The 21,908-nt window shown below is 41.6% G+C and carries 22 protein-coding genes; 17 read left to right on the forward strand and 5 right to left on the reverse strand.

The window, feature by feature from the left end:
• Positions 1-118: 118 nt before the first annotated feature.
• From H9631_RS13705 to H9631_RS13770, 14 genes are all read left to right on the forward strand, one after another.
• Entirely contained in the window at positions 119-988 is an 870-nt protein-coding gene (locus H9631_RS13705; protein WP_191813694.1) for an amidase domain-containing protein, read from the forward strand.
• 77 nt (positions 989-1,065) lie between these two features.
• Positions 1,066-1,554, forward strand: a complete 489-nt coding sequence (gene trmL, locus H9631_RS13710) for a tRNA (uridine(34)/cytosine(34)/5-carboxymethylaminomethyluridine(34)-2'-O)-methyltransferase TrmL (protein ID WP_191813696.1) — start codon at positions 1,066-1,068, stop codon at positions 1,552-1,554.
• 394 nt (positions 1,555-1,948) lie between these two features.
• Positions 1,949-3,844 carry a PrkA family serine protein kinase gene (locus H9631_RS13715; protein WP_191813698.1) on the forward strand — a complete coding sequence of 632 codons (1,896 nt, stop codon included), beginning with the start codon at positions 1,949-1,951 and terminating at the stop codon, positions 3,842-3,844.
• 659 nt (positions 3,845-4,503) lie between these two features.
• A complete protein-coding gene (gene yhbH, locus H9631_RS13720) occupies positions 4,504-5,670 on the forward strand; it encodes a sporulation protein YhbH (protein ID WP_191813700.1) in 1,167 nt (388 codons plus the stop codon).
• 486 nt (positions 5,671-6,156) lie between these two features.
• Positions 6,157-7,098 (forward strand): 1,2-phenylacetyl-CoA epoxidase subunit PaaA, encoded by a 942-nt coding sequence (gene paaA, locus H9631_RS13725; RefSeq protein ID WP_191813702.1) that lies wholly within the window; start codon positions 6,157-6,159, stop codon positions 7,096-7,098.
• Positions 7,099-7,125: 27 nt separating this feature from the next.
• On the forward strand, positions 7,126-7,497 hold the full coding sequence (gene paaB / locus H9631_RS13730; RefSeq protein ID WP_191813704.1) for a 1,2-phenylacetyl-CoA epoxidase subunit PaaB: 372 nt from the start codon (positions 7,126-7,128) through the stop codon (positions 7,495-7,497).
• Positions 7,498-7,550: 53 nt separating this feature from the next.
• On the forward strand, positions 7,551-7,856 hold the full coding sequence (locus H9631_RS13735; RefSeq protein ID WP_191813706.1) for an EthD family reductase: 306 nt from the start codon (positions 7,551-7,553) through the stop codon (positions 7,854-7,856).
• Positions 7,849-8,625 (forward strand): enoyl-CoA hydratase/isomerase family protein, encoded by a 777-nt coding sequence (locus H9631_RS13740; protein WP_191813708.1) that lies wholly within the window; start codon positions 7,849-7,851, stop codon positions 8,623-8,625. The genes H9631_RS13735 and H9631_RS13740 overlap by 8 nt, the downstream gene beginning before the upstream one ends.
• 13 nt (positions 8,626-8,638) lie before the next feature.
• Complete coding sequence (locus tag H9631_RS13745; RefSeq protein WP_191813710.1) at positions 8,639-9,412, forward strand: enoyl-CoA hydratase-related protein; 774 nt, start codon at positions 8,639-8,641, stop codon at positions 9,410-9,412.
• A 119-nt stretch (positions 9,413-9,531) separates the two neighbouring features.
• Positions 9,532-10,563 carry an ABC transporter substrate-binding protein gene (locus H9631_RS13750; protein WP_191813712.1) on the forward strand — a complete coding sequence of 344 codons (1,032 nt, stop codon included), beginning with the start codon at positions 9,532-9,534 and terminating at the stop codon, positions 10,561-10,563.
• Positions 10,564-10,577: 14 nt separating this feature from the next.
• Complete coding sequence (locus H9631_RS13755; protein WP_191813713.1) at positions 10,578-11,627, forward strand: ABC transporter permease; 1,050 nt, start codon at positions 10,578-10,580, stop codon at positions 11,625-11,627.
• Complete coding sequence (locus H9631_RS13760) at positions 11,605-12,402, forward strand: ABC transporter ATP-binding protein (protein WP_191813715.1); 798 nt, start codon at positions 11,605-11,607, stop codon at positions 12,400-12,402. The genes H9631_RS13755 and H9631_RS13760 overlap by 23 nt, the downstream gene beginning before the upstream one ends.
• Positions 12,403-12,816: 414 nt before the next feature.
• Complete coding sequence (gene pdhA / locus H9631_RS13765) at positions 12,817-13,887, forward strand: pyruvate dehydrogenase (acetyl-transferring) E1 component subunit alpha (RefSeq protein ID WP_191813717.1); 1,071 nt, start codon at positions 12,817-12,819, stop codon at positions 13,885-13,887.
• On the forward strand, positions 13,884-14,882 hold the full coding sequence (locus tag H9631_RS13770; RefSeq protein WP_191813719.1) for an alpha-ketoacid dehydrogenase subunit beta: 999 nt from the start codon (positions 13,884-13,886) through the stop codon (positions 14,880-14,882). The genes pdhA and H9631_RS13770 overlap by 4 nt, the downstream gene beginning before the upstream one ends.
• Before the next feature lie 337 nt (positions 14,883-15,219).
• On the opposite strand, the gene H9631_RS13775 is transcribed toward H9631_RS13770, so the two are convergent.
• Together H9631_RS13775 and H9631_RS13780 are read right to left on the reverse strand one after the other, a co-directional pair.
• On the reverse strand, positions 15,220-16,218 hold the full coding sequence (locus H9631_RS13775) for an inorganic phosphate transporter (protein WP_191813721.1): 999 nt from the start codon (positions 16,216-16,218) through the stop codon (positions 15,220-15,222).
• Between the two features lie 14 nt (positions 16,219-16,232).
• Positions 16,233-16,853: a DUF47 domain-containing protein gene (locus H9631_RS13780; protein ID WP_191813723.1), complete on the reverse strand. Its 621-nt coding sequence runs from the start codon at positions 16,851-16,853 to the stop codon at positions 16,233-16,235.
• Positions 16,854-17,016: 163 nt separating this feature from the next.
• Between H9631_RS13780 and H9631_RS13785 the strand changes: the two genes are divergently transcribed.
• On the forward strand, positions 17,017-17,847 hold the full coding sequence (locus H9631_RS13785; protein WP_191813725.1) for an aldo/keto reductase: 831 nt from the start codon (positions 17,017-17,019) through the stop codon (positions 17,845-17,847).
• Positions 17,848-18,313: 466 nt separating this feature from the next.
• Positions 18,314-18,718 (forward strand): DUF5365 family protein, encoded by a 405-nt coding sequence (locus tag H9631_RS13790; protein WP_191813727.1) that lies wholly within the window; start codon positions 18,314-18,316, stop codon positions 18,716-18,718.
• 108 nt (positions 18,719-18,826) lie between these two features.
• Here H9631_RS13790 and H9631_RS13795 read toward each other — a convergent pair whose 3' ends face one another.
• From H9631_RS13795 to H9631_RS13805, 3 genes are all read right to left on the reverse strand, one after another.
• Positions 18,827-19,294, reverse strand: coding sequence for a thioredoxin family protein (locus H9631_RS13795; protein WP_191813729.1), 468 nt, complete (start codon positions 19,292-19,294; stop codon positions 18,827-18,829).
• Complete coding sequence (locus H9631_RS13800) at positions 19,291-19,734, reverse strand: disulfide oxidoreductase (protein ID WP_191813731.1); 444 nt, start codon at positions 19,732-19,734, stop codon at positions 19,291-19,293. The genes H9631_RS13795 and H9631_RS13800 overlap by 4 nt, the downstream gene beginning before the upstream one ends.
• Before the next feature lie 143 nt (positions 19,735-19,877).
• Entirely contained in the window at positions 19,878-20,129 is a 252-nt protein-coding gene (locus H9631_RS13805) for a YhdB family protein (protein ID WP_191813733.1), read from the reverse strand.
• Positions 20,130-20,341: 212 nt separating this feature from the next.
• Between H9631_RS13805 and H9631_RS13810 the strand changes: the two genes are divergently transcribed.
• Positions 20,342-21,751 carry a SpoVR family protein gene (locus H9631_RS13810; RefSeq protein ID WP_191813735.1) on the forward strand — a complete coding sequence of 470 codons (1,410 nt, stop codon included), beginning with the start codon at positions 20,342-20,344 and terminating at the stop codon, positions 21,749-21,751.
• Positions 21,752-21,908: the final 157 nt, after the last annotated feature.

Below are 21,908 nucleotides of genomic sequence, written 5' to 3' on the forward strand. Positions count from 1 at the left end.
ACCAATGAAAAAGGTGGAGCCACTTATTTTAACAAATAAAGGAAGGATCTTCTGTTTTTTATTTTTACGCATATAATGATCTTTCTGAATGTATATTATAGCGGCGAGGAGGGATGAGGTGAGAAAGCAGCTTCAGAAGATGCTGGAAAGAAAAGTAAGTGAATTTGTGGGGGAGAAAAAAACAAAGGACGAGAAGGTCCTTCGCAAAAGAGAAGCAATGTCCAAAAGGAATGCGGATATCGTGAAAACTCATGCGATTGGAAAAATCTCAAAGGCTGAAACAGAGGATGGATATCGTCAACTTTATTATCAAGTACATCTGAAGCATTTGATAAAACAGGGGGAGCATTTATATGTAGAAGAGGAGCTGGAAAGGAGAAAAGCATCTTTCGGAAAAAAGGGATTGTATGAAGATGCAGAACTTCCAGTAGATTTTACAATCAAAACGTCAGAAGACGATCTAGTCGAAGAAGATCGGGATCCGGTAATGGAGAGATACACGTATGATCGTCTAAAGGTCGTTCAATATGCAGAGAGATGGTGGGATGAATACAATCCTGCTTATCAGAAATTTGACGTGGACTGCACGAATTACGTGTCGCAATGCCTTCATGCAGGAGGAGCTCCTATGAGAGGTCACCCCAATCGAAGCAGGGGCTGGTGGTACCGGAGTAAAAATTGGAGTTTCAGTTGGACAGTCGCCAATGCGCTGAAAACCTATTTGCAACATTCAACTGCTGGGCTGCGGGCAAGGGAAGTTGAAGATCCTCAGGAGCTGCAACTAGGTGATGTCATTTGCTATGATTTCCAGGGGGACGGGCGATTCGACCATAATACAGTCGTGACTGGGAAGGATGCCTATGGCATGCCGCTTGTCAACGCTCATACGTACAATAGCCGAATGAGGTATTGGGCATATGAAGACTCTTCCGCTTACACGTCAAACATCCAATATAAGTTTTTCCATATTGTTGACGATAGTTTATAGAAAGGGCTAAATCGGTTCCTTTTCATTCATCAAGGTGTTATAATATCACGGTATTTTGATGAATGAGGTGACACTAATTGGCCATACATGTAGTATTGTATCAACCTGAAATCCCAGCCAATACAGGGAATATTGCAAGAACTTGTGCAGCTACGGATACATGTCTTCATCTTATCCGTCCCCTTGGCTTTTCTACGGATGATAAAATGCTGAAAAGAGCAGGGCTTGATTATTGGCAGTATGTTAACATTGTTTATCATGATTCCTTGAATGATTTTCTTGCCTCCAGCCAAGGAGGGGAATATTTCTATTTGACGAAATACGGTAATAAGCCGCACACATCATTCGCATATGATGAACCTGAAACAGATTATTATTTCATTTTTGGCAGGGAAACAACCGGGCTGCCGAAGGAACTGCTAAAAGATAACCTTGACAGGTGCCTGAGAATACCGATGACCGAAAACGTAAGATCACTGAATTTATCCAACACAGCGGCCATCCTTGTATATGAGGCGCTGCGTCAGCAGGGCTACCCTGGATTGATGGGGTCAGACCCCCTTTAGTATGTTAAAGCGTTGTTGGAAGAAAAAGGCCGTCACAGGAAGTTAATACTTTCTGGACGGCTTTTTTCATTTGTGCATTACTTTTTGAATACTCCTGGCTTATCTTCGCGGCCGGATGTGAAAATTGCAGTCAAAAATGCAATAGCTACACCCAACATTAAGATTGTTCTCATCCTTATGTAAGCCTCCTTTTTTTCAATCATAGTTGTCCCTGAAGCTTATTATATCCGATTTGCTGCATTATGTGAATGCAGCACACCTATTATAAATATGGCGAACCTTTGAAAAAATATACCGATGCAAAAAGCGGCTTATGCTTAATTGAGACATGTTCAAGCGAGCGGGTGCATATGGTTAATTAAACATTCCTCATCAAGCAAATAGGGAGGTCCATATGGATATTCTAAAAAAGATTGAACAATACAGGTCTCAAGAGGAGAAGTTAAAATGGGAAGGAACCTTCGCTGATTATTTAAAATTAGTCAAAGAAAAGCCGTGGGTTGCGCAGTCGGCTCACTCCCGTATATACAATATGATCAGGGATGCGGGTGTTGAAGAAGAAAACGGGGATAAAGTCTACCGCTTTTTCAGCCATGAGATGTTTGGTTTGGAGGAAGCACTGGAAAAGCTTGTTGAAGAATACTTCCATCCGGCGGCAAAACGACTTGATGTAAGAAAGAGAATTCTTCTGCTAATGGGTCCTGTCAGCGGCGGAAAATCAACTATTGTCACGATGTTAAAAAGAGGTCTTGAAGCTTATTCCAGAAGTGATGGGGGTGCAGTATACGCCATCAAAGGCTGTCCAATGCATGAAGATCCGCTTCATTTAATTCCCCAGCATTTACGAGATGACTTCAATAAAGAATATGGGATTAGAGTGGAAGGGAACCTTTCACCATTAAATACAATGAGGCTGGAAGAGGAGTATGGGGGCAGGATTGAAGACGTATTGATAGAGCGCATATTTCTTTCCGAAGATAAACGGGTGGGAATTGGTACATTCAGTCCCTCCGATCCGAAATCCCAGGATATAGCCGACTTGACTGGAAGTATTGATTTTTCAACGATTGCAGAATATGGATCGGAGTCGGATCCTAGAGCGTATCGGTTTGACGGTGAATTGAACAAAGCTAACCGCGGTTTGATGGAATTCCAGGAAATGTTGAAGTGTGATGAAAAATTCCTCTGGCACTTGCTCTCGTTGACACAGGAAGGGAATTTTAAAGCTGGAAGATTTGCCCTTATTTCTGCAGATGAATTAATTGTGGCACATACGAACGAAACAGAGTATCGGTCCTTCATTTCCAACAAGAAGAATGAAGCACTTCATTCCCGGATCATTGTTATGCCTGTCCCATATAATTTGAAGGTATCCCAGGAAGAACGGATATATGAAAAGATGATCCGCGATAGCGATGTGGCAGATGTCCATATTGCTCCGCATACATTGAAGGTTGCAGCGATGTTTACGGTTTTGACAAGGTTAAAAGAACCAAAGCGTGGAGATATCGACCTCCTGAAGAAGATGCGGCTGTATGACGGTGAAAATGTGGAGGGCTATAATTCATCAGATCTAAACGAATTAAAAAAAGAATATCAGGATGAAGGAATGAGCGGCATTGACCCTAGGTACGTAATCAACCGGATTTCATCAACAATCATTCGGAAAAAGGTGCCGTCTATCAACGCATTGGATGTGCTGAGATCCTTGAAGGAAGGATTAGACCAGCATCCGTCTATTACTCAGGAACTTCGTGAAAAATACTTGAATTTCATTTCAGTTGCGCGGAAAGAGTACGATGAAATGGCGAAAAAAGAAGTCCAGAAAGCGTTTGTTTACTCGTATGAGGAATCTGCAAAAACATTGATGGACAATTATCTTGATAATGTAGAAGCCTTCTGCAACAAATCGAAACTTCGTGATCCATTGACAGGTGAGGAAATAAATCCGGATGAAAAACTGATGCGTTCCATTGAGGAACAAATCGGGATTTCTGAAAATGCTAAGAAAGCATTCAGGGAAGAAATCTTGATTCGCATCTCGGCTCTTGCTCGAAAGGGAAAGCGATTTGACTACAGATCCCATGCACGCCTTAGGGAAGCCATCCAGAAGAAACTGTTTGCTGACTTGAAGGATGTTGTAAAAATCACGACATCTGCAAAAACGCCAGATGAGCAGCAATTGAAAAAAATCAATGAAGTGGTAGCACGTTTGGTTGATGAGCATGGCTATAACTCGACATCTGCAAATGAATTGCTTCGCTACGTAGGAAGTCTGTTGAATAGATAATGCGAGACCCCCTTCCAAAAGAGTGAACAGCATGTTCTCGGTGGAGGAAGGGGTCTTTATTTTTAACTTCATTCGGCAGAAGCTCTGACTTCTGTAAGTGGTGAGATGAATGCGTATTGATATTCCATTCAGTAGGATTCAAACTCCGGCCCAATGAAGTTAAAGCTTCCGGTGGATGCCACAGATTTTTCAGAGGAAATTGAACAAGCCAAGCTCGATAAAATCTAAAGGCAAATACGGCAAGGAGCATTCGATTATTAAAAGGAATGGTCAACAAGCAGTTCTAGCCGGTAGTAAAAAAACTATATTCAGAACAAGTAGGGATGCTCGTTTATATTTGTCCCATTCTCGCAAACTTCTGTAAATAAATCTGTTATTCTGCATAAGATAGATTAACAAATGGTGAGTGTACAACTGCTATACAATCAAAGTAGGTCTTAGCTAAAGGTGGCTGCATCAGCACATAAGAAATACGAGTGTAATCAAAGCGGTTGGGTGCCGCTTTCTATGCCATGGTGCCGTAAGGTGCCTGAAGTTAATTAGACCAGCTTGTCACTCTTTATTCGTCTATTTTTCCGTTCATCGAATTGGAATGAACGTTGATAAACGGATGCTTGCTCTCACCATAGTTGAAAAAATGCAAGGGGGGCGTCGTAAATATGTCAAACTCGCAGTCTCATCAGTTTGCTGTCTCTCAAGAAGATTGGTCCCTCCATCGAAAAGGTTATGACGATCAACAACGACATCAGGAGAAGGTACAGGAGGCCATTCGCAACAATCTGCCGGACTTGATCACTGAAGAAAGCATCATTATGTCAGATGGCCGTGATGTTGTTAAAATTCCGATCAGATCTTTAGATGAATATAAAATCAGATATAATTATGATAAAAATAAACATGTCGGCCAAGGCGATGGGGACAGTCAAGTGGGAGATGTAGTAGCCAGGGACGGTTCTCAGCAGTCTGGTCCAGGTAAAGGGCAGGGGGCAGGCGATCAGCCTGGCGAAGACTTTTATGAAGCAGAGGTTTCCATGCTTGATTTAGAAGAAGCTTTGTTTAAGGAACTGGAGCTGCCAAATTTAAAAAGGAAAGAACAGGATGCAAACCAAATAACACATATTGAGTATAATGATGTGCGGAAAACCGGTTTGATGGGCAATATTGATAAGAAAAGGACGATGATGAGCGCATTTAAACGGAATGCGATGAATGGTGATCCTAATTTCTATCCCATTTTCCCAGAAGACCTGAAGTTTCGCACATGGAATGAGGTCCAAAAGCCCGAATCTAACGCTGTTGTCATTGCGATGATGGACACAAGTGGGTCGATGGGGGTATGGGAAAAGTATATGGCGCGAAGCTTCTTTTTCTGGATGACCCGATTTTTACGAACAAAATATGAAAAAGTAATGATTGAATTCATTGCTCATCATACGGAGGCCAGAGTCGTATCAGAAGAGGATTTTTTTTCAAAAGGAGAAAGCGGAGGAACGATCTGTTCATCGGTGTACAGGAAAGCTTTGGAAATCATCGGAGACAAATATGATCCCGCTCGCTACAATATTTATCCGTTCCATTTCTCCGATGGAGATAACCTTACATCAGATAATGCCAGATGTATCAAGCTTGTTGGCGAGTTGATGGAGAAATCGAATATGTTCGGCTATGGAGAAGTCAATCAGTATCAAAGAAATTCTACTTTGATGTCGGCTTATAAAAATATCAAGGATGAAAAATTCCATTACTACATTTTAAAGCAAAAAGCAGATGTGTATCACGCCATGAAAAGCTTTTTTAAAAAGGAAGCTGAAACCATGATGGTATGATTTCACAGTAATGATTGCAGGAGGAGAGCTCGAAATAAGAGTGATGCCTTCTGCAATTATTTGTGTTTACAATAAATAGCTTCAAGATAAGAGGTGTTAGCAGCATTATTGATCTAACTTCCAACGATCCGGAGTTTTGTCGTATTTTCTTTTAAAAAAATTTTCTGATTTTATGGTTGACAGCCTATCAAAATAAAAGTATTCTTTAGTTAAATATAACGGAATTTTATCACTTGGACAATTTTTCGTTATAGTTTTAACTTCATTCAGCCGAAGTCCCCCATTTCTATAATTGGTGGGATGAATGCATATTGATATGCCATTCCGCGGGTTTGCTTTCAAACTCCGGCTGATGCTACAAATTTTCAATAGAGTTTTTAACGAGTCAAGCCCGATAAAATCTGGGAACAAATACGCCAAGGCGCATGTAATAAATGACAGATTGAAAGCGCCTACAAAACGTTACTTTTGAAAGGAGTGCGTTTGATGGATATGGCAACAGAGCTCTCTAATGAAGAAAGGCTTAACCGTTTCATGGAGAGGATCAATGCGGGAGAGAAAATCGAGGCCAATGACTGGATGCCGGATGATTATCGAATGGCTCTCATCAAGTTGATCTCTATGCATGGAATGAGTGAAATCATGGGGGCGCTCCCTGAAAAAGAGTGGGTGCCTAAGGCACCATCACTTCGCAGGAAACTCGGAATCATGGCGAAAGTCCAGGATGAAATGGGGCACGGACAGCTTCTATTGCGTGTTGCGGAGGATTTGCTGGCTCCATTTGGAAAAGGCAGGGAAGATATGATGAATGATCTTCTAAATGGAGATTTGAAGTTTCATAATGTCTTCCACATGGAAGCTCCTACATGGGCTGATGCCGGGGTGGTTGGCTGGCTTGTCGATGGAGCGGCCATTATTACGCAGACCAATATGCTGGGGGCATCCTATGGTCCTTATGCAAGGGCTCTTCAGAGAATTTGCGCAGAAGAAGTGTTTCATGCCCAACATGGGGAATCTATCATTTTGGCTCTTGCGGAAGGCAAGCAGGCGCAAAGGGCTATGATTCAGGACGCCATTAACAGGTGGTGGTCATCGCTGCTCATGTTTTTCGGACCAGCTTCAGCTGCAACAACTGGATCATCCAAGCAGGATATCACCATCAAATATAAAATCAGGACAAAAACGAATGAGCAGCTTCGGCAGGATTTTCTCACGAAATATATTCCAAGAGTCCGCTCGCTTGGTCTTACACTACCGGATGATACCCTGAGGTTTGATGAGGACAAACAAGAGTGGATCTATCAGCAGCCTGACTGGAGTGAATTTAAAAAAATTATTTCCAATAAAGGGCCGAAATCTGAAAGCAGGATCAATTTAAGAAGAACCGCCTTCAAGGAGCACGAATGGGTGAGAAGGGCTCTAGGCTAAAGGGCCGATGGAAGGAGGAGGAGTGCGATGGAAAAAGAAAAAGGCGATGGATTTTATCAAATATATGAAGTATTCAGCAAGAGAAATCATAAAGGAGATTTTCAGCATCAATTCAGTTTACTGGCTCCCAACAAGGAAATGGCTTTTATCATGGCTCAGGAGAATTTCATGCGCCGGGAGCCCGTTATTGATATTTGGATAGTGAAGCGGGATGATATCCGCATGATGCAGCCTGAAGAGCGACAGATTGTGAACAGGCTTGATAATAAAGATTACCGAACCACGAAAGGCTACGGTTATTTACGCAAGAAGTGGCGCCAATATGAGCAGCAAATGCTAGATGAAAAAGAGATCATGTCTTGGGGAGAAGACAACAAGAACTCCAAGAAGACACAATAATTTTTTTGCCATATGTATCATAAACAGACATATAGAGAAAAGGGGAATGATGAATGTTTAAAATGATCGCGTTATTTAAGAAACCTGAAAATCCGGAGGAATTTGATCAATACTATTTCGGGACACACATCCCATTAACGAAAAAGATTCCAGGATTGAGGAAAGTAGAAGTTACAAAAGTTACAGGGTCCCCAATGGGGGAAAGTCCGTATTATTTAATGTGTGAAATGTATTATGACAGCTTTGATGCATTCAAAGAAGCTTCAAAGACGGAGGAATCCAAAGCATCAGGAAAAGATGTCATGAAATTTGCCGGTGACATCGTTACTTTCATGTTGGGTGAGCAGGTAAATGAGTGATTATCAATTTATTCAGACTGAGGTCGATGGCCAGGTCGGAATCGTCTGGCTGAACAGACCGGAAGTTTTGAATGCATTAAACCGAACAATGGTGAACGAAATTCTCTCGGCTTTTGAGGCATATGACCGTGATGATGAAATACGAGTGATATTTTTGGCGGGGAAAGGAAGAGCTTTTGCAGCTGGAGCAGATATCGATGAAATGGCTGAAGATGACTCGGTTTCAATGGAACTGTTAAACCAATTTGCTGATTGGGATCGACTGAGCCTGGTAAAAAAGCCTGTAATTGGGGCAGTCCACGGGTTTTGTCTTGGCGGAGGCTTTGAGCTCGCTTTGGTTTGCGACCTGTTATTTGCCGGAAACGATACAAAATTTGCCTTTCCGGAAATCAACCTTGCAGTAATGCCAGGGGCTGGTGGAACCCAGAGATTGACCAAGCTGATTGGAAAGACGAAAGCGCTTGAATGGATATGGAGCGGTGACATGAGAAGCGCAAAAGAAGCGTATGAATTGGGAATTGTCAACCGGCTGTATCCGAATGACGATTTGGTAGAGGAAACTCTTAAATTTACGAAACAACTGGCTGAAAAGCCTCCACTTTCAGTTCGGCTGATTAAGGAGGCTGTTAATAAAGCAGTTGATTATCCGCTGCAAGAAGGGATGTTCTTTGAGAGAAAGAACTTTTACCTGCTGTTTTCCTCTGAAGATCAAAAAGAAGGCATGAAAGCATTCATTGAAAAAAGAAAGCCTGATTTTAAAGGCCGTTAAAGAGGGGGATTGGATGTTTCATACTATTTTATATGAAGAAAAAGAGTCTGTGGCATGGATTACACTAAATCGCCCAGAGAAGCTGAACTCATTTAATGAAGCTATGCACACCGAGTTGCTGGAGGCACTTCGGTCAGCAGAGAATGACAAAAATATCAGGGCAATTGTATTAACTGGGGCAGGAAGAGCTTTTTCCGCTGGACAGGATTTGTCTGAGGTGGACGATTCCACGGACTACGGAGGACTGCTGAAAAACCGGTATAATCCGATTATCCAAAAGATGTCCGAAATGGGTAAGCCGATCATTGCTGCAGTGAATGGAACCGCTGCCGGGGCAGGGTTTAGCCTTGCGCTAGCAGCAGATTTCAGGCTGGTATCAGAAAAAGCGAGTTTTTTAAATGCGTTTATCCATATTGGTCTTGTGCCTGACTCCGGCAATACATATTATTTGCCGCGGATAGTCGGCCATGCAAAAGCTTTGGAGCTGATGGTGCTTGGGGAAAAGGTGAATGCTGTGGAAGCTGAGAGGCTTGGACTTGCGACCAAAGTCATAACAGTAGAAGACTGGGAAAGTGATGTTTCGGTATTTGCGGGAAGATTGGCTTCCATGCCAACAAAAGCAATCGGTCTAATGAAAGAGGGGTTGATACGGTCTTGGAATTCGACTTTGGATAATGTTTTGGAAGGTGAGGCTCATGCGCAAAGCCTAGCAGGATTATCTGCCGACCATCGGGAAGGGGTCCAAGCCTTTTTGGAAAAAAGGAGGCCTCTGTTTACAGGAGACTGATAGGACCCTAATCTGCTAACCTTTGAAACTTATTGACTAACAAGTCCAACCATTGTACCATTACGGTAATTATTGTCCTTTACCAAAAGGCGATAAAAAAACAAAGAGGGGGAAAATGAATGAAAAGGAAGTTAAAAAGAAGCGCGATGGCTTTATTCAGCGGAGCAGTCTTGATGCTCGCAGCCTGCGGAAGCAACACTGCAGCTCCTGAAAAAGAGGAGAAGCCAAAAGAGGCAGAAAAGCAGGAGGAGTCAAAGACATACAAAATTGGAGTTACTCAAATTGTTGAGCACCCTTCTTTGAATGCAGCTTTTGACGGTTTTAAAGCGGCACTTGAGGAAGCAGGAATCGATGCTGAATATGATGTACAAATTGCACAAGGTGACAACAGTGCAAACACCTCTATTGCGAATAACCTGGTAAGCGGCGGAGTGGATCTTATTTTCGCCAACTCTACACCAAGTGCGCAGGCATCTGCTAGCGCAACAAGCGACATTCCGATCGTGTTTACCTCTGTTACGGATGCCGAAGGTGCTGAATTGGTTGAATCTAATGAAAAGCCTGGCGGTAATGTGACGGGTACAGTAGATACCCACCCAGATGCGATTCCAAACACGTTGAAGTTTTTGAAAAATGAGTTAGATGCCAAGAAAGTTGGGATGGTATTCAACTCAGGCGAGCAAAACTCACGTGCACAGGTAGACTCTATTAAAAAGTTGATTAAAGACGAAGGAATTGGTCTTGAGATCGTTGAAGCTTCGGTAGCAACATCTGCTGATGTAAAACAGGCGGCTGAATCACTTGTCGGAAAAGTGGACTCCATGTACACCATTACTGACAATACTGTCGTTTCTGCCCTTGAATCTGTCGTATCTGTTGCAAATGACAATAAGATTCCGATGATGGTTGGGGAATTCGACTCTGTCAAAAGAGGCGGACTCGGAGCCTATGGGTTTGAGTACTATGATATTGGATATGAAGCTGGTGAAATGGCTGTAAAAATCTTAAAAGGTGAAGGCGAACCAGCAGAAATGCCAGTCCAAAATCCGCAAAATCTGAAATTTATCATTAATAAAGAAACTGCTAAAGCTATTGAATTAAAAATTAAAGATGAATGGAATGCAGAAGACGTTAAAGATCTAGAAAAATAAGGAGATGATTCTACATGTTTGCAGCTTTGTTTGGCTCCGTTGAGCAGGGAATCATCTATGCGATTATGGCCCTTGGGGTGTACCTTTCTTTCCGGGTTCTTGATTTTCCGGATCTTACCGTCGATGGAAGTTTTGTAACAGGTGCTGCAGTTGCCGCTACGATGATATTTTTCGGATATCATCCGGCGGCAGCTACGGCTGTTGCACTCGTCGTTGGATTCCTTGCTGGTTGTACTACAGGATTATTGCATACAAAAGGAAAGATTAATCCTCTTCTATCCGGGATATTAATGATGATTGCTCTATATTCCATAAATTTACGGATTATGGGATTAACCTCTGATAATTCTGTTGGCAGACCGAATATCCCGCTGTTAAATTCAGAGACAATCTTTTCGAAGTTCCAAGCGTTTTGGGGAAACCTCGGGATTGACGCTGCATTGAACAATATGTTGGGAGCTATTGGCATCCAGCACCTTCCATCTACTTGGGGTACGCTGATTCTCATGGCAATTCTGACCTTGATTATTAAGTTTGCAGCAGATTGGTTCCTGCAAACGGAACTGGGTCTTGCTATTAGAGCCACAGGGGACAATAAGCGGATGATTAGAAGTTTTTCAGCGAATACTGATAATTTAGTTATAATTGGTCTTGGGATTTCCAACGCCATGGTAGCTTTTTCTGGAGCATTGATTGCACAATATGCAAAATTCTCGGATATCGGTATGGGGATCGGGATGATTATCATCGGTCTTGCATCAGTTATTATTGGTGAAGCTATTTTCGGAACAAAGACCATTGTAAGGACTACATTGGCTGTTGTAGCTGGAGCAATTATATATCGTATTGTTCTTGGATTGGCTTTGAGAATCAAGTTGCTTGATACAGGTGATATGAAACTAATTACAGCTGTAATCGTCATTGCTGCCCTTGTAATGCCTCAATTGATTGAGAAGAGAAGAGAAGGCAGAAGAAAGGTCAAGTGGCATGCCGAAAGAGTGGCAGCTTTGGAAGCAGCCAAAAACAAGGAGGTGGAAACCGTTGCTGAAGCTCGAACAGATTAACAAAATCTTCAATGAAGGCACACCGGATGAAAAAATCGCCCTGGATCAAGTAAGCTACTCTTTGAAAGAAGGCGATTTTGTCACAGTGATCGGCAGTAACGGTGCTGGCAAGTCCACTTTGATGAATATGATTTCAGGTGTTCTTAGCCCGGATGTTGGTACAGTGAATATTGATTCTAAGAATGTGACCAGACTTCCTGAGTATAAACGCTCTCACTTTATTGGCAGAGTGTTTCAGGATCCCATGGCAGGTACTGCGCCCACGATGACAATTGAAGAAAATTTGGCAATGGCTTATTCCAGAAATAAAAAACGGACCTTGAAAAGAGGAGTAGACAGGAAAAGAAAGGACTTTTTCCGCACGTCTTTGGAGACTCTTCATTTAAATTTGGAAAACCGTTTAAATGCTAAAGTGGGGCTTCTGTCTGGAGGGGAGAGGCAGGCATTGTCTCTGTTGATGGCTACTTTTACTCAGCCTTCCATTCTGTTGCTTGATGAGCATACAGCAGCGCTTGACCCTGCAAGAGCCGAGTTGATTACGAACCTGACGAAAGAGCTTGTCTACAAGGATAACTTGACTACTCTAATGGTTACGCATAACATGCAGCAGGCACTTGACTTAGGAAACAGGCTCATTATGATGGACAAAGGACAGATCATCCTTGAAGTGGAAGAAAAAGAGAAGAAAGAATTAACGATTGAGAAACTACTTGCTGAATTCCAGAGAATTCGCGGAGAGCAATTTGCAAGTGATAAAGCTTTATTAACAAGCTAAAGAATTGCGGTTCTAATATCGGAGCATTCTTAATAGCTGTACCGAAAAGCCGGCGGGGCCATGTGATTATTTGGATTATATTGCCCCGAATCTGCCGGGTTGTCTGAATGAAAGCGCTTCATTTAATTTTTAGATTGGTTAACTTTTTTTCGAGATGAGAAGAAAATGTCATCGTTTCAATCAGCTTCAACAACAGGGAATGATAAAGGGATAGGCTTGCACGGAGTCAATGAACAGTATGTGCTGACCAAAGTTAAATCCATTTATGATTCCTTTTTTCACTGTAAAAGTGGCCAACAGCTTATGTAAGCAAAAAATCCAGTCGAGAAAAATTGATTTTTTGCAAAACATCTCACTGAAAAGGCAGATCAAGTATGAAATCCGTGTGATCATTCTATCTAAAGGAGGAGTAGCATGGAGGAGAAATTTGCTAAGGTTGTTTGTATAAATGGAGATGGGACTCTTGTAAATAATGAATTGAAAAGTGAGTTGACTGAAGAGCTTACAAAAAAATTCTATCGGCAAATGGTGCTAATGAGAACGTTTGACAGGAAGGCAATCAATATGCAACGACAGGGACGACTTGGAACTTATCCTCCATTTGAGGGGCAAGAAGCCGCTCAAGTCGGCAGCGCGTATGCTTTGAAACCTGATGATTGGATTTTTCCGACATACAGAGATCATGCAGCCACCATAACATTTGGAATGCCGCTAGATAGGGTGTTACTTTATTGGAATGGAAGAGCAGAAGGGTGCATTCCTCCAGAAGGAAAAAAGATTTTTCCACCGGCTGTCCCCCTTGCCACCCAGCTGCCGCATGCAGCGGGAGCCGCTATGGCAGAGCAATACAAAGGAACAGATAATGCGGCTATTGTTTATTTTGGAGACGGTTCAACTTCTGAAGGGGACTTTCATGAAGGGATGAATTTCGCGAGTATTTTTAAAGCTCCGGTCATCTTTTTTAACCAAAATAATAAATATGCGATCTCAGTCCCAATTGAGCGCCAAATGAATTCCAAGACAATCGCGCAAAAAGGCGTAGCATATGATATACCAGGAGTTCGAATAGACGGTAATGATGTGTTTGCTGCGTATTTTGAGACGAAGAAGGCTTTGGAAAGGGCGCGAGCGGGAGAAGGACCGACATTAATCGAAGCTGTGACATGGAGATATGGCGCTCATACAACAGCAGATGATCCGACAAAATATCGGGATCAGTCATTGAGCGAGAAAAAAAGGACCGAGGGAGACCCGATTTTACGGTTGGAGAGGTTTATGAAGATTGAGGGTATCTGGGATGAGAGCTGGAGTGAATTGATCCGGGAAGAGGCGAATGAGACGATTGAAGAGGCTGTCAAAACAATGGAGGCTTATCCAGAAGCTGATGTGAATGATTTATTTGACCATGTATTCGTGGAACACACGTGGACAATTCAGGAGCAGAAAGAACAATATCTTGATTATTTGCGAGGTGTCCAATCATGAACATTTCAGCACCAGCCTCTCAAAAACTCACATTGGTTCAAGCGGTGACCGATGGACTAAGGACCATGATGAAGGAGCGGGAAGAAATTATTTTGATGGGGGAGGACATTGGGGTCAATGGCGGTGTTTTCCGGGCAACTGAGGGATTGATTGAAGAATTTGGAGAGCGAAGGGTTATGGATACCCCCATCAGTGAATCTGGAATCGCGGGGACCGCTATCGGTATGGCGGTCAATGGCTTAATCCCAGTAATAGAAATGCAATTTCTTGGGTTTATTTATCCCGCTTTTGAACAGATCATGACTCATGCTACGAGGCTAAGAATGAGGACGAACGGTTATTTTCATGTTCCTCTTGTCATCCGTGCCCCCTATGGAGCTGGCATCCGTGCTCCTGAAATCCATTCCGATAGTGTTGAAGCATTGTTCACTCACATGCCGGGAATAAAAGTAGTTTGTCCGGCAAACCCCTATGATGCAAAAGGATTACTGATTGCCAGTATTGAAGATCCCGACCCAGTTCTTTTTCTCGAGTCAATGAGAACATACCGGGCATTTAGAGAAGATGTACCAACAGAGAAATATACTGTGGAAATCGGTAAAGCGAAGAAGCTATCGTCTGGAGATGATGTAACGGTAATTGCTTGGGGAGCAATGGTTCCGGTTGCAGCTCAGGCTGCGGAACAAGCGAAAGAACAGGGTATCTCCTGCGAGGTGTTGGATTTACGGACTCTGTATCCGCTCGATCGCGATATGATTGCAGAGTCGGTACAAAAAACCGGAAGGGCAGTCATCGTTCATGAAGCTCATGCCACAAGTGGATTGGGTACGGAAATTATCGCATTGATCAATGACACTTCCTTTCTCTATTTAAAATCTCCGATTGAAAGGGTCACCGGCTTTGATGTTCCGGTTCCGCTCTATTCTTTGGAACAGCACTATTTGCCAACGGCTAATCGTGTAGCGAAAGCAATAGAGAAAACAGTCCATTTTTAAATAGCAATTATAATGGAAAAGTCTAATCGCCGAGGATTAGACTTTCTGTGTTTGGAGGTTTTTCAAAGTAAACGAGTATGCACGTAGAAAAGGAAAAATTCTTGTTACCTCTCGTGGAATAGTTATAAGGAATGAATCCTGGGAACACCTTCAGGAAATAATCGTGGCGTAAAAGATTGTTTAGAAGGAAATGTCCATTTCGAGTTGGCATCAAAAAGGTCGGAGACCTGAGAGAATTTCTCTTTGTTAGTATCTGATTTCTTTTACTTGAAGGAATTAAAAGCGGGGTCAGAGCTCAACTAATAAAAGGCAATCCCAAAAATAGGATTGCCTACATTTATACAAAAATAGTTAAAATGTAATAAGTAAGTGCCGATAGCAAAATAGTAATCGGTAGCGTGATAAACCATGTAACAATCATCGTTTTGGCTGTATCCCATTTGACCCCTCTTACACGGTGGGACGAACCAACCCCCAAGATAGATGACGAAATGACATGGGTGGTGCTTACTGGTAAGTGAATGTATGTTGCACCAAATATGATTAGGGCTGAACTTAAATCTGCAGCAACACCATTCACTGGACGAATCTTCATGATTTTACCGCCAACTGTTTTGATGATCTTCCACCCGCCGACGGAGGTACCAAGTCCCATTGCGGTCGCACAGGAAATCTGAACCCACAATGGGATGTCTGTCGTCGTATGAAAATTATTGGCAATAAGGGCCATCGTAATAATCCCCATCGCTTTTTGGGCATCGTTCATGCCATGGGTATAGGCCTGCAAAGAAGCAGTAAATATTTGAAAATAGCGGAAACGTTTATTGGTTTTCGCCAAATTTAAATTTTTAAAGCTGGTTTTGAAAATCGAATAAATAATAAAACCTACGACAAATGCGATAATAGGTGAAAAAATCAGCGCCTCAATAATTTTGGTAAAGCCTTTAAAGTTAATCGAGGCTATTCCCGCTGATGCAATGGCTGCCCCAGCAATTGATCCTATCAGCGCATGCGAAGAACTGCTCGGAATAGCAAAATACCAGGTAATCAAATTCCAGGCGATTGCCGAGATTAACGCAGCCATGATAACAATCGAACCATTTTGTAAAGTGAAAGGGTCAACTATATCCTTGGTGATAGTCTGAGCAACCCCTGTAAAAGTCATCGCTCCCAAAAAGTTCATTGTAGCCGCAAGGACAATGGCAACACGTGGCCTTAAGGCCTTGGTAGAAACAGCCGTTGCAATGGCATTTGCCGTATCATGGAAACCGTTAATAAAGTCAAAAGAAAGAGCGAGAATAACGATCAATATAGTAATCAGTAATAATGAATCCATAAGTTAAGACTCCCTTAAGCGTTTTTCATCACAATGCTTTCAAGTGTGTTTGCGACGCTTTGGCAGTCGTCCGCAATCTGTTCCATATGCTCATACACTTCTTTATACTTAATCAATTGAATTGGGTCGGTCTCTGTTGCAAACAAATGTGTCATGGACTCGCGTAGTACATCGTCGCATATTGATTCATATTCTTTGATTTTGATAGCGTGCGGACGGACTTCCGGAAGTTTTTTACTGAATAGCAATCCAATGGAAATCTCAATTTCAATTGCACATTTGCGGATGGTTTCTACAAACTTGACCATATATTCATCAGCTTTAATAATGTGGTACATTTCAAATAGTCCAGCTGTGTGCTCCATACCGTCAAGTACATCATCCATGATCATGGACAGGTCCCAAAGATCTTCGCGCTCTATTGGGGTAATGAAGGAGTTGTTCAATTCTGTGATCATTTCGTGAACAAGTGAATCTCCGATGTTTTCGTATTCCTTCATTTTTTCTGCGAAAATTTTTGTATCGTCTGCATTGCCAAGTTTATAGTCGGCGAAATAATCAGCACTCACTTTCAAGTTTGCCGCAATTTTCTCCAATAATGTAGCAAATTTGTCTTTTTTCCTGTTGAAGACCATTTTTCAATTCCCACCCTTTTCCAAGGTTATTATACCAAACGTTTTTATTTTAGCTCATATTGAAGAAAGTTAAAAGTTTCTGTCGAATAAATATTGTGAACAAATTATTCGTCTTGAAGATAGAAAACGGATACAATGGTAGAAAATGGAGGAGGGACTGTGAATGATCAAGAACTTGAAAGGTGTAAAAACACTGCATAATGGTGTGAACATGCCGTACGTAGGACTCGGAGTGTATCAAATGACTGAGGAAGAAGAAACAGCAGCTGCCATAAAAATTGCCATTGAGCACGGCTACAGATCCATTGACACTGCCCATATTTATGGCAATGAGCAAACAGTCGGAAGAGCAGTCAAAGAATCGGGAGTTCCAAGGGAAGAACTTTTTATCACCACAAAGGTTTGGAATACCAACCAGGGGTATGATGAAACAATGAAAGCATTTGAGCAGAGCATGAAAAAGCTGGATATGGACTATCTTGACCTTTATCTTGTTCATTGGGCTGTAAAGGATAAATACAAGGAAACATGGCGCGCTTTAGAAAGGCTGTATGATGAAAAAGTGGTGAAAGCCATTGGAGTGTGTAATTTCCAAATCCATCACTTGGAAGACCTTGCAGCCAATAGCAATGAAAAGCCGGTTGTGAATCAAGTGGAGCTGCACCCAAGGTTAACTCAGGAGACCTTGAGGGAATATTGCCAGCAGCATGAAATTGCGATTGAGGCATGGTCACCAATTGCGCGCGGCCGTCTGCTGGAAGAGCCGTCATTGAAGCATATTGCTGATAAGCATGGAAAAACTACGGCACAGGTTATTTTGCGCTGGCATTTACAAAACGGCCACATTATTATTCCAAAATCAGTACACGAAGAGCGGATTCGCGAAAACACTGATTTATTTGATTTTGAACTATCAATGAGTGACATGAATGACATTAACGCTTTAAATATGAATGAGAGGTTCGGTCCGGATCCTGATAACTTTAATTTTTAGGAAGAGCATTAAATATAAATGGGGCTGTACTACTTCGCCTTTGCGGATCTTGTCATTTTTACCTTCATTCAACGGAAGGTCCTCCATCCGTAAGTGGTGAGACGAATGCTGGGGGCAAACCCCGGTTGAATAAAGTTAAAGCCTCCCACGGTCGAGAGGAATTCAATAAAATCTGGGCGCAATTACGCAAAATAGCATTTACCTTTCGCTCGAAAAAATTTTCCTACTTCGGCAAGTTGTAAAAGTATCAGTGAAGTGGGAGATGAATTTGGTCAGGCGCTGCCTAAAGTATTCTTATTTTTACGTTATGAAATGGAATAATAATATCCAAAAGGAGGCTAAGAAGGCCTCCTAATCAATTGAAAAAAACTCCATTTTATTTCCTGCCTTTACCATGAAAACGGAGATTTAACGTATGTTATCCTTAAAGGACCTAATATTAATTATTCTAAAGGCGGGTCAGGTAATGAGAGTGGTTTTCGCGGCAAGCAAAGAACAAAAAAAGATGATCAGCGACCTGATTGACCATCTTTATCATTCCGTATTTCCTTTATATTTTGAAGAAATGGAGATTGACGAATTCATCCGTGGGGAGGTATTGAAAACTCCTGGCTTGCAGGAGGAATGGCTGGAGACTGCAAATGATGCATTTCAAATCATTGCTGCACTTCAGGTGTTGATTTCATTACTTGAATTGAACGCGCTCCCTATTGATCACTCAGAGTATCAGAGAATTTTCACTCGAAATAAGCATATTTTGGAGTGTTTTGATATTTCTTTTCCATTTACCTATTACCAGTTTTCTGTACTACATAGACCTGAAATGGCGTTCTCCCTGTTTTCCAGAGCAGCAAATGAATATTTAATTTAAAAAGCTCAAACTAGGAATGCTGGTTATTTTATCGCAAACGTGTCCGGTTCTTTATGGAAAGACCTAAGGACGAGCACTGTGCCCGTCCTAATTTTGACTCATCTTCTCCTACTTGACGTTTTCTTTTAACCAAGATTCGATATCATCCTGTGTATGCGCACCAACAAGTCGTGCATACTCTTCACCGGCTTTGAAGTGCATCAGTGTAGGGGTGGATTTTATTTTGTATGGTGCGCCTTCAACATCAAATTCAAGCAGATTAAATTGATATACGTCGACACCGACCTTTTCCGCAGCAGGAATTAATTCCGGTGTTGTATTCATACAGTGTGAGCACTCAGGACTGAAGAAATAGACAGTCACGTCTTCTTTCTTATCCAGTTTTTTCTTCAATTCATCGGGTAGAATAATGTTCTGATATAAAGGATCATCCAGCAATGCTACAGTTGCAGGTTTAAGTTCCTCTTTCTGATATACATTTCCTTCCGATTGCTTCGCCTGCTGCCATTTGGTCAGACCTGCTATACCGGCGAACAAAGCAATAATGACAACTAAAAAAATAATTAATTTCTTCATTTACGGTCCACTCCCTTGATCATTCTCAACAACAGCAAACTAATAGTGAAAATCAGAATAAACGCAATAAGGGCAAGAAAAGGTATGGTGATAAAGCCAAGCCAGTTTATGTATTCTCCTGTGCATGGAACACGGCCACACGCCGGTGCTCCCGATGTGAAAAAAGGTACTTTCTGAATTAAGTAATGATAAAAGGAAAGGCAAAGTCCGATTCCGGAAAAGATTGCCGAATATAAGGCAATACCGTAATTTTTTTTGACTGAAGCAATTCCTAACAGGATTGTTAACGGGTACATTAAAATCCTTTGGTACCAGCAAAGCTCACAAGGTTCGAATTGTTTGATTTCGGAAAAATATAAACTCCCGAGAGTAGCAACAACAGAAATAGCCCATGCAAAAAAAAGCAAATTTTCCTGATTTTTTTCTGCTTTCGATTCCATCTCATCAACTGCCTTTTATTTTTTTCATTTAAGAATTATCTTGATTATAGTATCAAACCAATCTAAATGTAAAAAATATGTCCTTGCCATAAGAGTTTTAACAGTTTATGTAAACGACTGCCGGTATTTCCGGCAGTCGCTGATTATATGGGTGTGAGAGGACAGTCTTCAAAAATGTCACTGTCATCCGTGACTAATGCCGCATGCTCTAAGAAACGGAGCAAAGAAAAGAGCTGGCGCTCAATCAGTGAATAGTCCTTGGAAAAATAATACGCATGCAAAAAGCGTTCAATTCTTTTTGAGAGCATATCGTCTTTTGTCCTCACCATCAAAACGATTAAATTATCCCATTCGGATCGATGGGTATAGTATAGCGCGCGATCATAGTCCAGCAAATGAACTCCCTCCTTTTTAGGAGTTGCTTATAGTATGGACGGCAGGAAGCAGAAATCTTGGTGTAAATGTTGACATTATTTATAAAAGCGACTTGTCAATTCTTGATAGTTATGCAAATGGACCGGCTGGGAAAAATATAATGAATTGCTTAAGCATCTTCATGATTGCCCTTCTTTATTCATACATTGTGGATAAGGGAGGGGAATTGCCGATGAGTGCGGATGAGAATACATTGGAATATGCGATAAAAGAAATCACAGAAATTGCCAGCGGATTCGGATTGGATTTTTACCCTATGCGTTATGAAATTTGCCCCGCAGATATCATTTATACATTTGGAGCTTACGGAATGCCGACTCGTTTTTCCCACTGGAGCTTTGGAAAGCAATTTTTTAAAATGAAACTTCATTACGATTTTGGCTTAAGCAAGATATATGAACTTGTTATAAACTCAAATCCTTGTTACGCCTTTTTGTTGGATTCGAATACACTCATTCAGAACAAGCTCATCGTTGCCCATGTTCTTGCCCATTGTGATTTTTTCAAAAATAATGTGCGCTTCAAAAATACAAAACGAGATATGGTTGAGAGTATGGCTGCAACCGCGGAAAGAATCAGGCAATATGAAATTGAGCATGGAAGACAGGAAGTTGAGGAATTCCTAGATGCTGTTCTTTCGATAGAAGAGCATATTGACCCTTCTTTGATTCGACCATCACTTGATTTGAAAATGGATGAAGGTGAGTGGGAGGAAGAAGAGGAGAAAACTGTATCTGAATTTGACGATTTGTGGGATTTAGATGATCAACAGCCTAAGAAGCAGAGAAAAAAGCGGAGGAAAAAGTTTCCGCCTCAACCAGAAAAAGACTTGATGCTTTTTATTGAACAGTACAGTAGGGAGCTTTCTGATTGGCAGCGGGATATCATGACGATGGTCCGGGAAGAGATGCTCTATTTTTGGCCGCAGTTGGAAACAAAAATCATGAATGAAGGCTGGGCTTCTTATTGGCATCAAAGAATTATCAGGGAAATGGATTTATCCAGCGATGAAGCAATTGATTTCGCAAAATTGAATGCTGGAGTTATTCAACCATCGAAAACAAGCATCAATCCTTATTACATCGGGTTGAAAATTTTCGAAGATATTGAAGAGCGCTGGAATAATCCAGATGAAGAGTTAAAAAAACAGGGGGTCGAACCTGGTTCGGGAAGAGAGAAAATTTTTGAAGTAAGAGAGCTTGATTCAGACATCTCTTTTCTGCGAAATTATCTTACGAAAGAACTTGTTTCCAGAGAAGACATGTATCTATTTCAGAAGCAGGGGCGCGATTATAAGATTGTCGATAAAGATTGGAAGGAAGTCCGGGATCAGCTTGTTAATATGAGGGTTAACGGAGGATTTCCATATTTGACCATTCATGACGGTGATTACATGAAAAATGGGGAATTATATATCAAGCATTCTTATGAAGGAGTAGAATTAGACTTAAAGTACTTGGAGAAGGTTCTTCCTTATATTTATCAGCTTTGGGGAAGACCGGTCCATATGGAGAGCATTGTGGAGAATCGCTCGATGATTTTTAGCTATGAAGGCAGGAATGTTCAAAGAAAATTTTTATAATACTTCTATAGGTATTACAAGTCGGAATGATTGCCATTCATCATAAAGGCTGGGTGCATTGTTGTAATGCACCCAGTCTATTTTTGATGGTTTAGAAAACCCCTGGCTATGCCGGGGGTTCCAGAGAGCTTATAGCGTGGTAACAAAAAAACCTCAC

The organism is Bacillus norwichensis (assembly GCF_014836955.1).
Taxonomy (GTDB): Bacteria; Bacillota; Bacilli; order Bacillales; family Bacillaceae_C; genus Siminovitchia; species Siminovitchia norwichensis.

Bases quoted from the DNA above. Each gene is read 5' to 3' on its own strand.
- H9631_RS13775 (WP_191813721.1), bottom strand. From the start codon at position 16,218: ATGGATTCATTATTACTGATTACTATATTGATCGTTATTCTCGCTCTT.
- H9631_RS13745 (WP_191813710.1), top strand. From the start codon at position 8,639: ATGTTTCATACTATTTTATATGAAGAAAAAGAGTCTGTGGCATGGATT.
- H9631_RS13800 (WP_191813731.1), bottom strand. From the start codon at position 19,734: ATGGAATCGAAAGCAGAAAAAAATCAGGAAAATTTGCTTTTTTTTGCA.
- H9631_RS13810 (WP_191813735.1), top strand. From the start codon at position 20,342: ATGAGTGCGGATGAGAATACATTGGAATATGCGATAAAAGAAATCACA.
- H9631_RS13755 (WP_191813713.1), top strand. From the start codon at position 10,578: ATGTTTGCAGCTTTGTTTGGCTCCGTTGAGCAGGGAATCATCTATGCG.
- H9631_RS13770 (WP_191813719.1), top strand. From the start codon at position 13,884: ATGAACATTTCAGCACCAGCCTCTCAAAAACTCACATTGGTTCAAGCG.
- H9631_RS13715 (WP_191813698.1), top strand. From the start codon at position 1,949: ATGGATATTCTAAAAAAGATTGAACAATACAGGTCTCAAGAGGAGAAG.
- yhbH (WP_191813700.1), top strand. From the start codon at position 4,504: ATGTCAAACTCGCAGTCTCATCAGTTTGCTGTCTCTCAAGAAGATTGG.
- H9631_RS13735 (WP_191813706.1), top strand. From the start codon at position 7,551: ATGTTTAAAATGATCGCGTTATTTAAGAAACCTGAAAATCCGGAGGAA.
- pdhA (WP_191813717.1), top strand. From the start codon at position 12,817: ATGGAGGAGAAATTTGCTAAGGTTGTTTGTATAAATGGAGATGGGACT.
- H9631_RS13785 (WP_191813725.1), top strand. From the start codon at position 17,017: ATGATCAAGAACTTGAAAGGTGTAAAAACACTGCATAATGGTGTGAAC.
- H9631_RS13740 (WP_191813708.1), top strand. From the start codon at position 7,849: ATGAGTGATTATCAATTTATTCAGACTGAGGTCGATGGCCAGGTCGGA.
- H9631_RS13795 (WP_191813729.1), bottom strand. From the start codon at position 19,294: ATGAAGAAATTAATTATTTTTTTAGTTGTCATTATTGCTTTGTTCGCC.
- H9631_RS13750 (WP_191813712.1), top strand. From the start codon at position 9,532: ATGAAAAGGAAGTTAAAAAGAAGCGCGATGGCTTTATTCAGCGGAGCA.
- H9631_RS13790 (WP_191813727.1), top strand. From the start codon at position 18,314: ATGAGAGTGGTTTTCGCGGCAAGCAAAGAACAAAAAAAGATGATCAGC.
- paaA (WP_191813702.1), top strand. From the start codon at position 6,157: ATGGATATGGCAACAGAGCTCTCTAATGAAGAAAGGCTTAACCGTTTC.
- paaB (WP_191813704.1), top strand. From the start codon at position 7,126: ATGGAAAAAGAAAAAGGCGATGGATTTTATCAAATATATGAAGTATTC.
- H9631_RS13780 (WP_191813723.1), bottom strand. From the start codon at position 16,853: ATGGTCTTCAACAGGAAAAAAGACAAATTTGCTACATTATTGGAGAAA.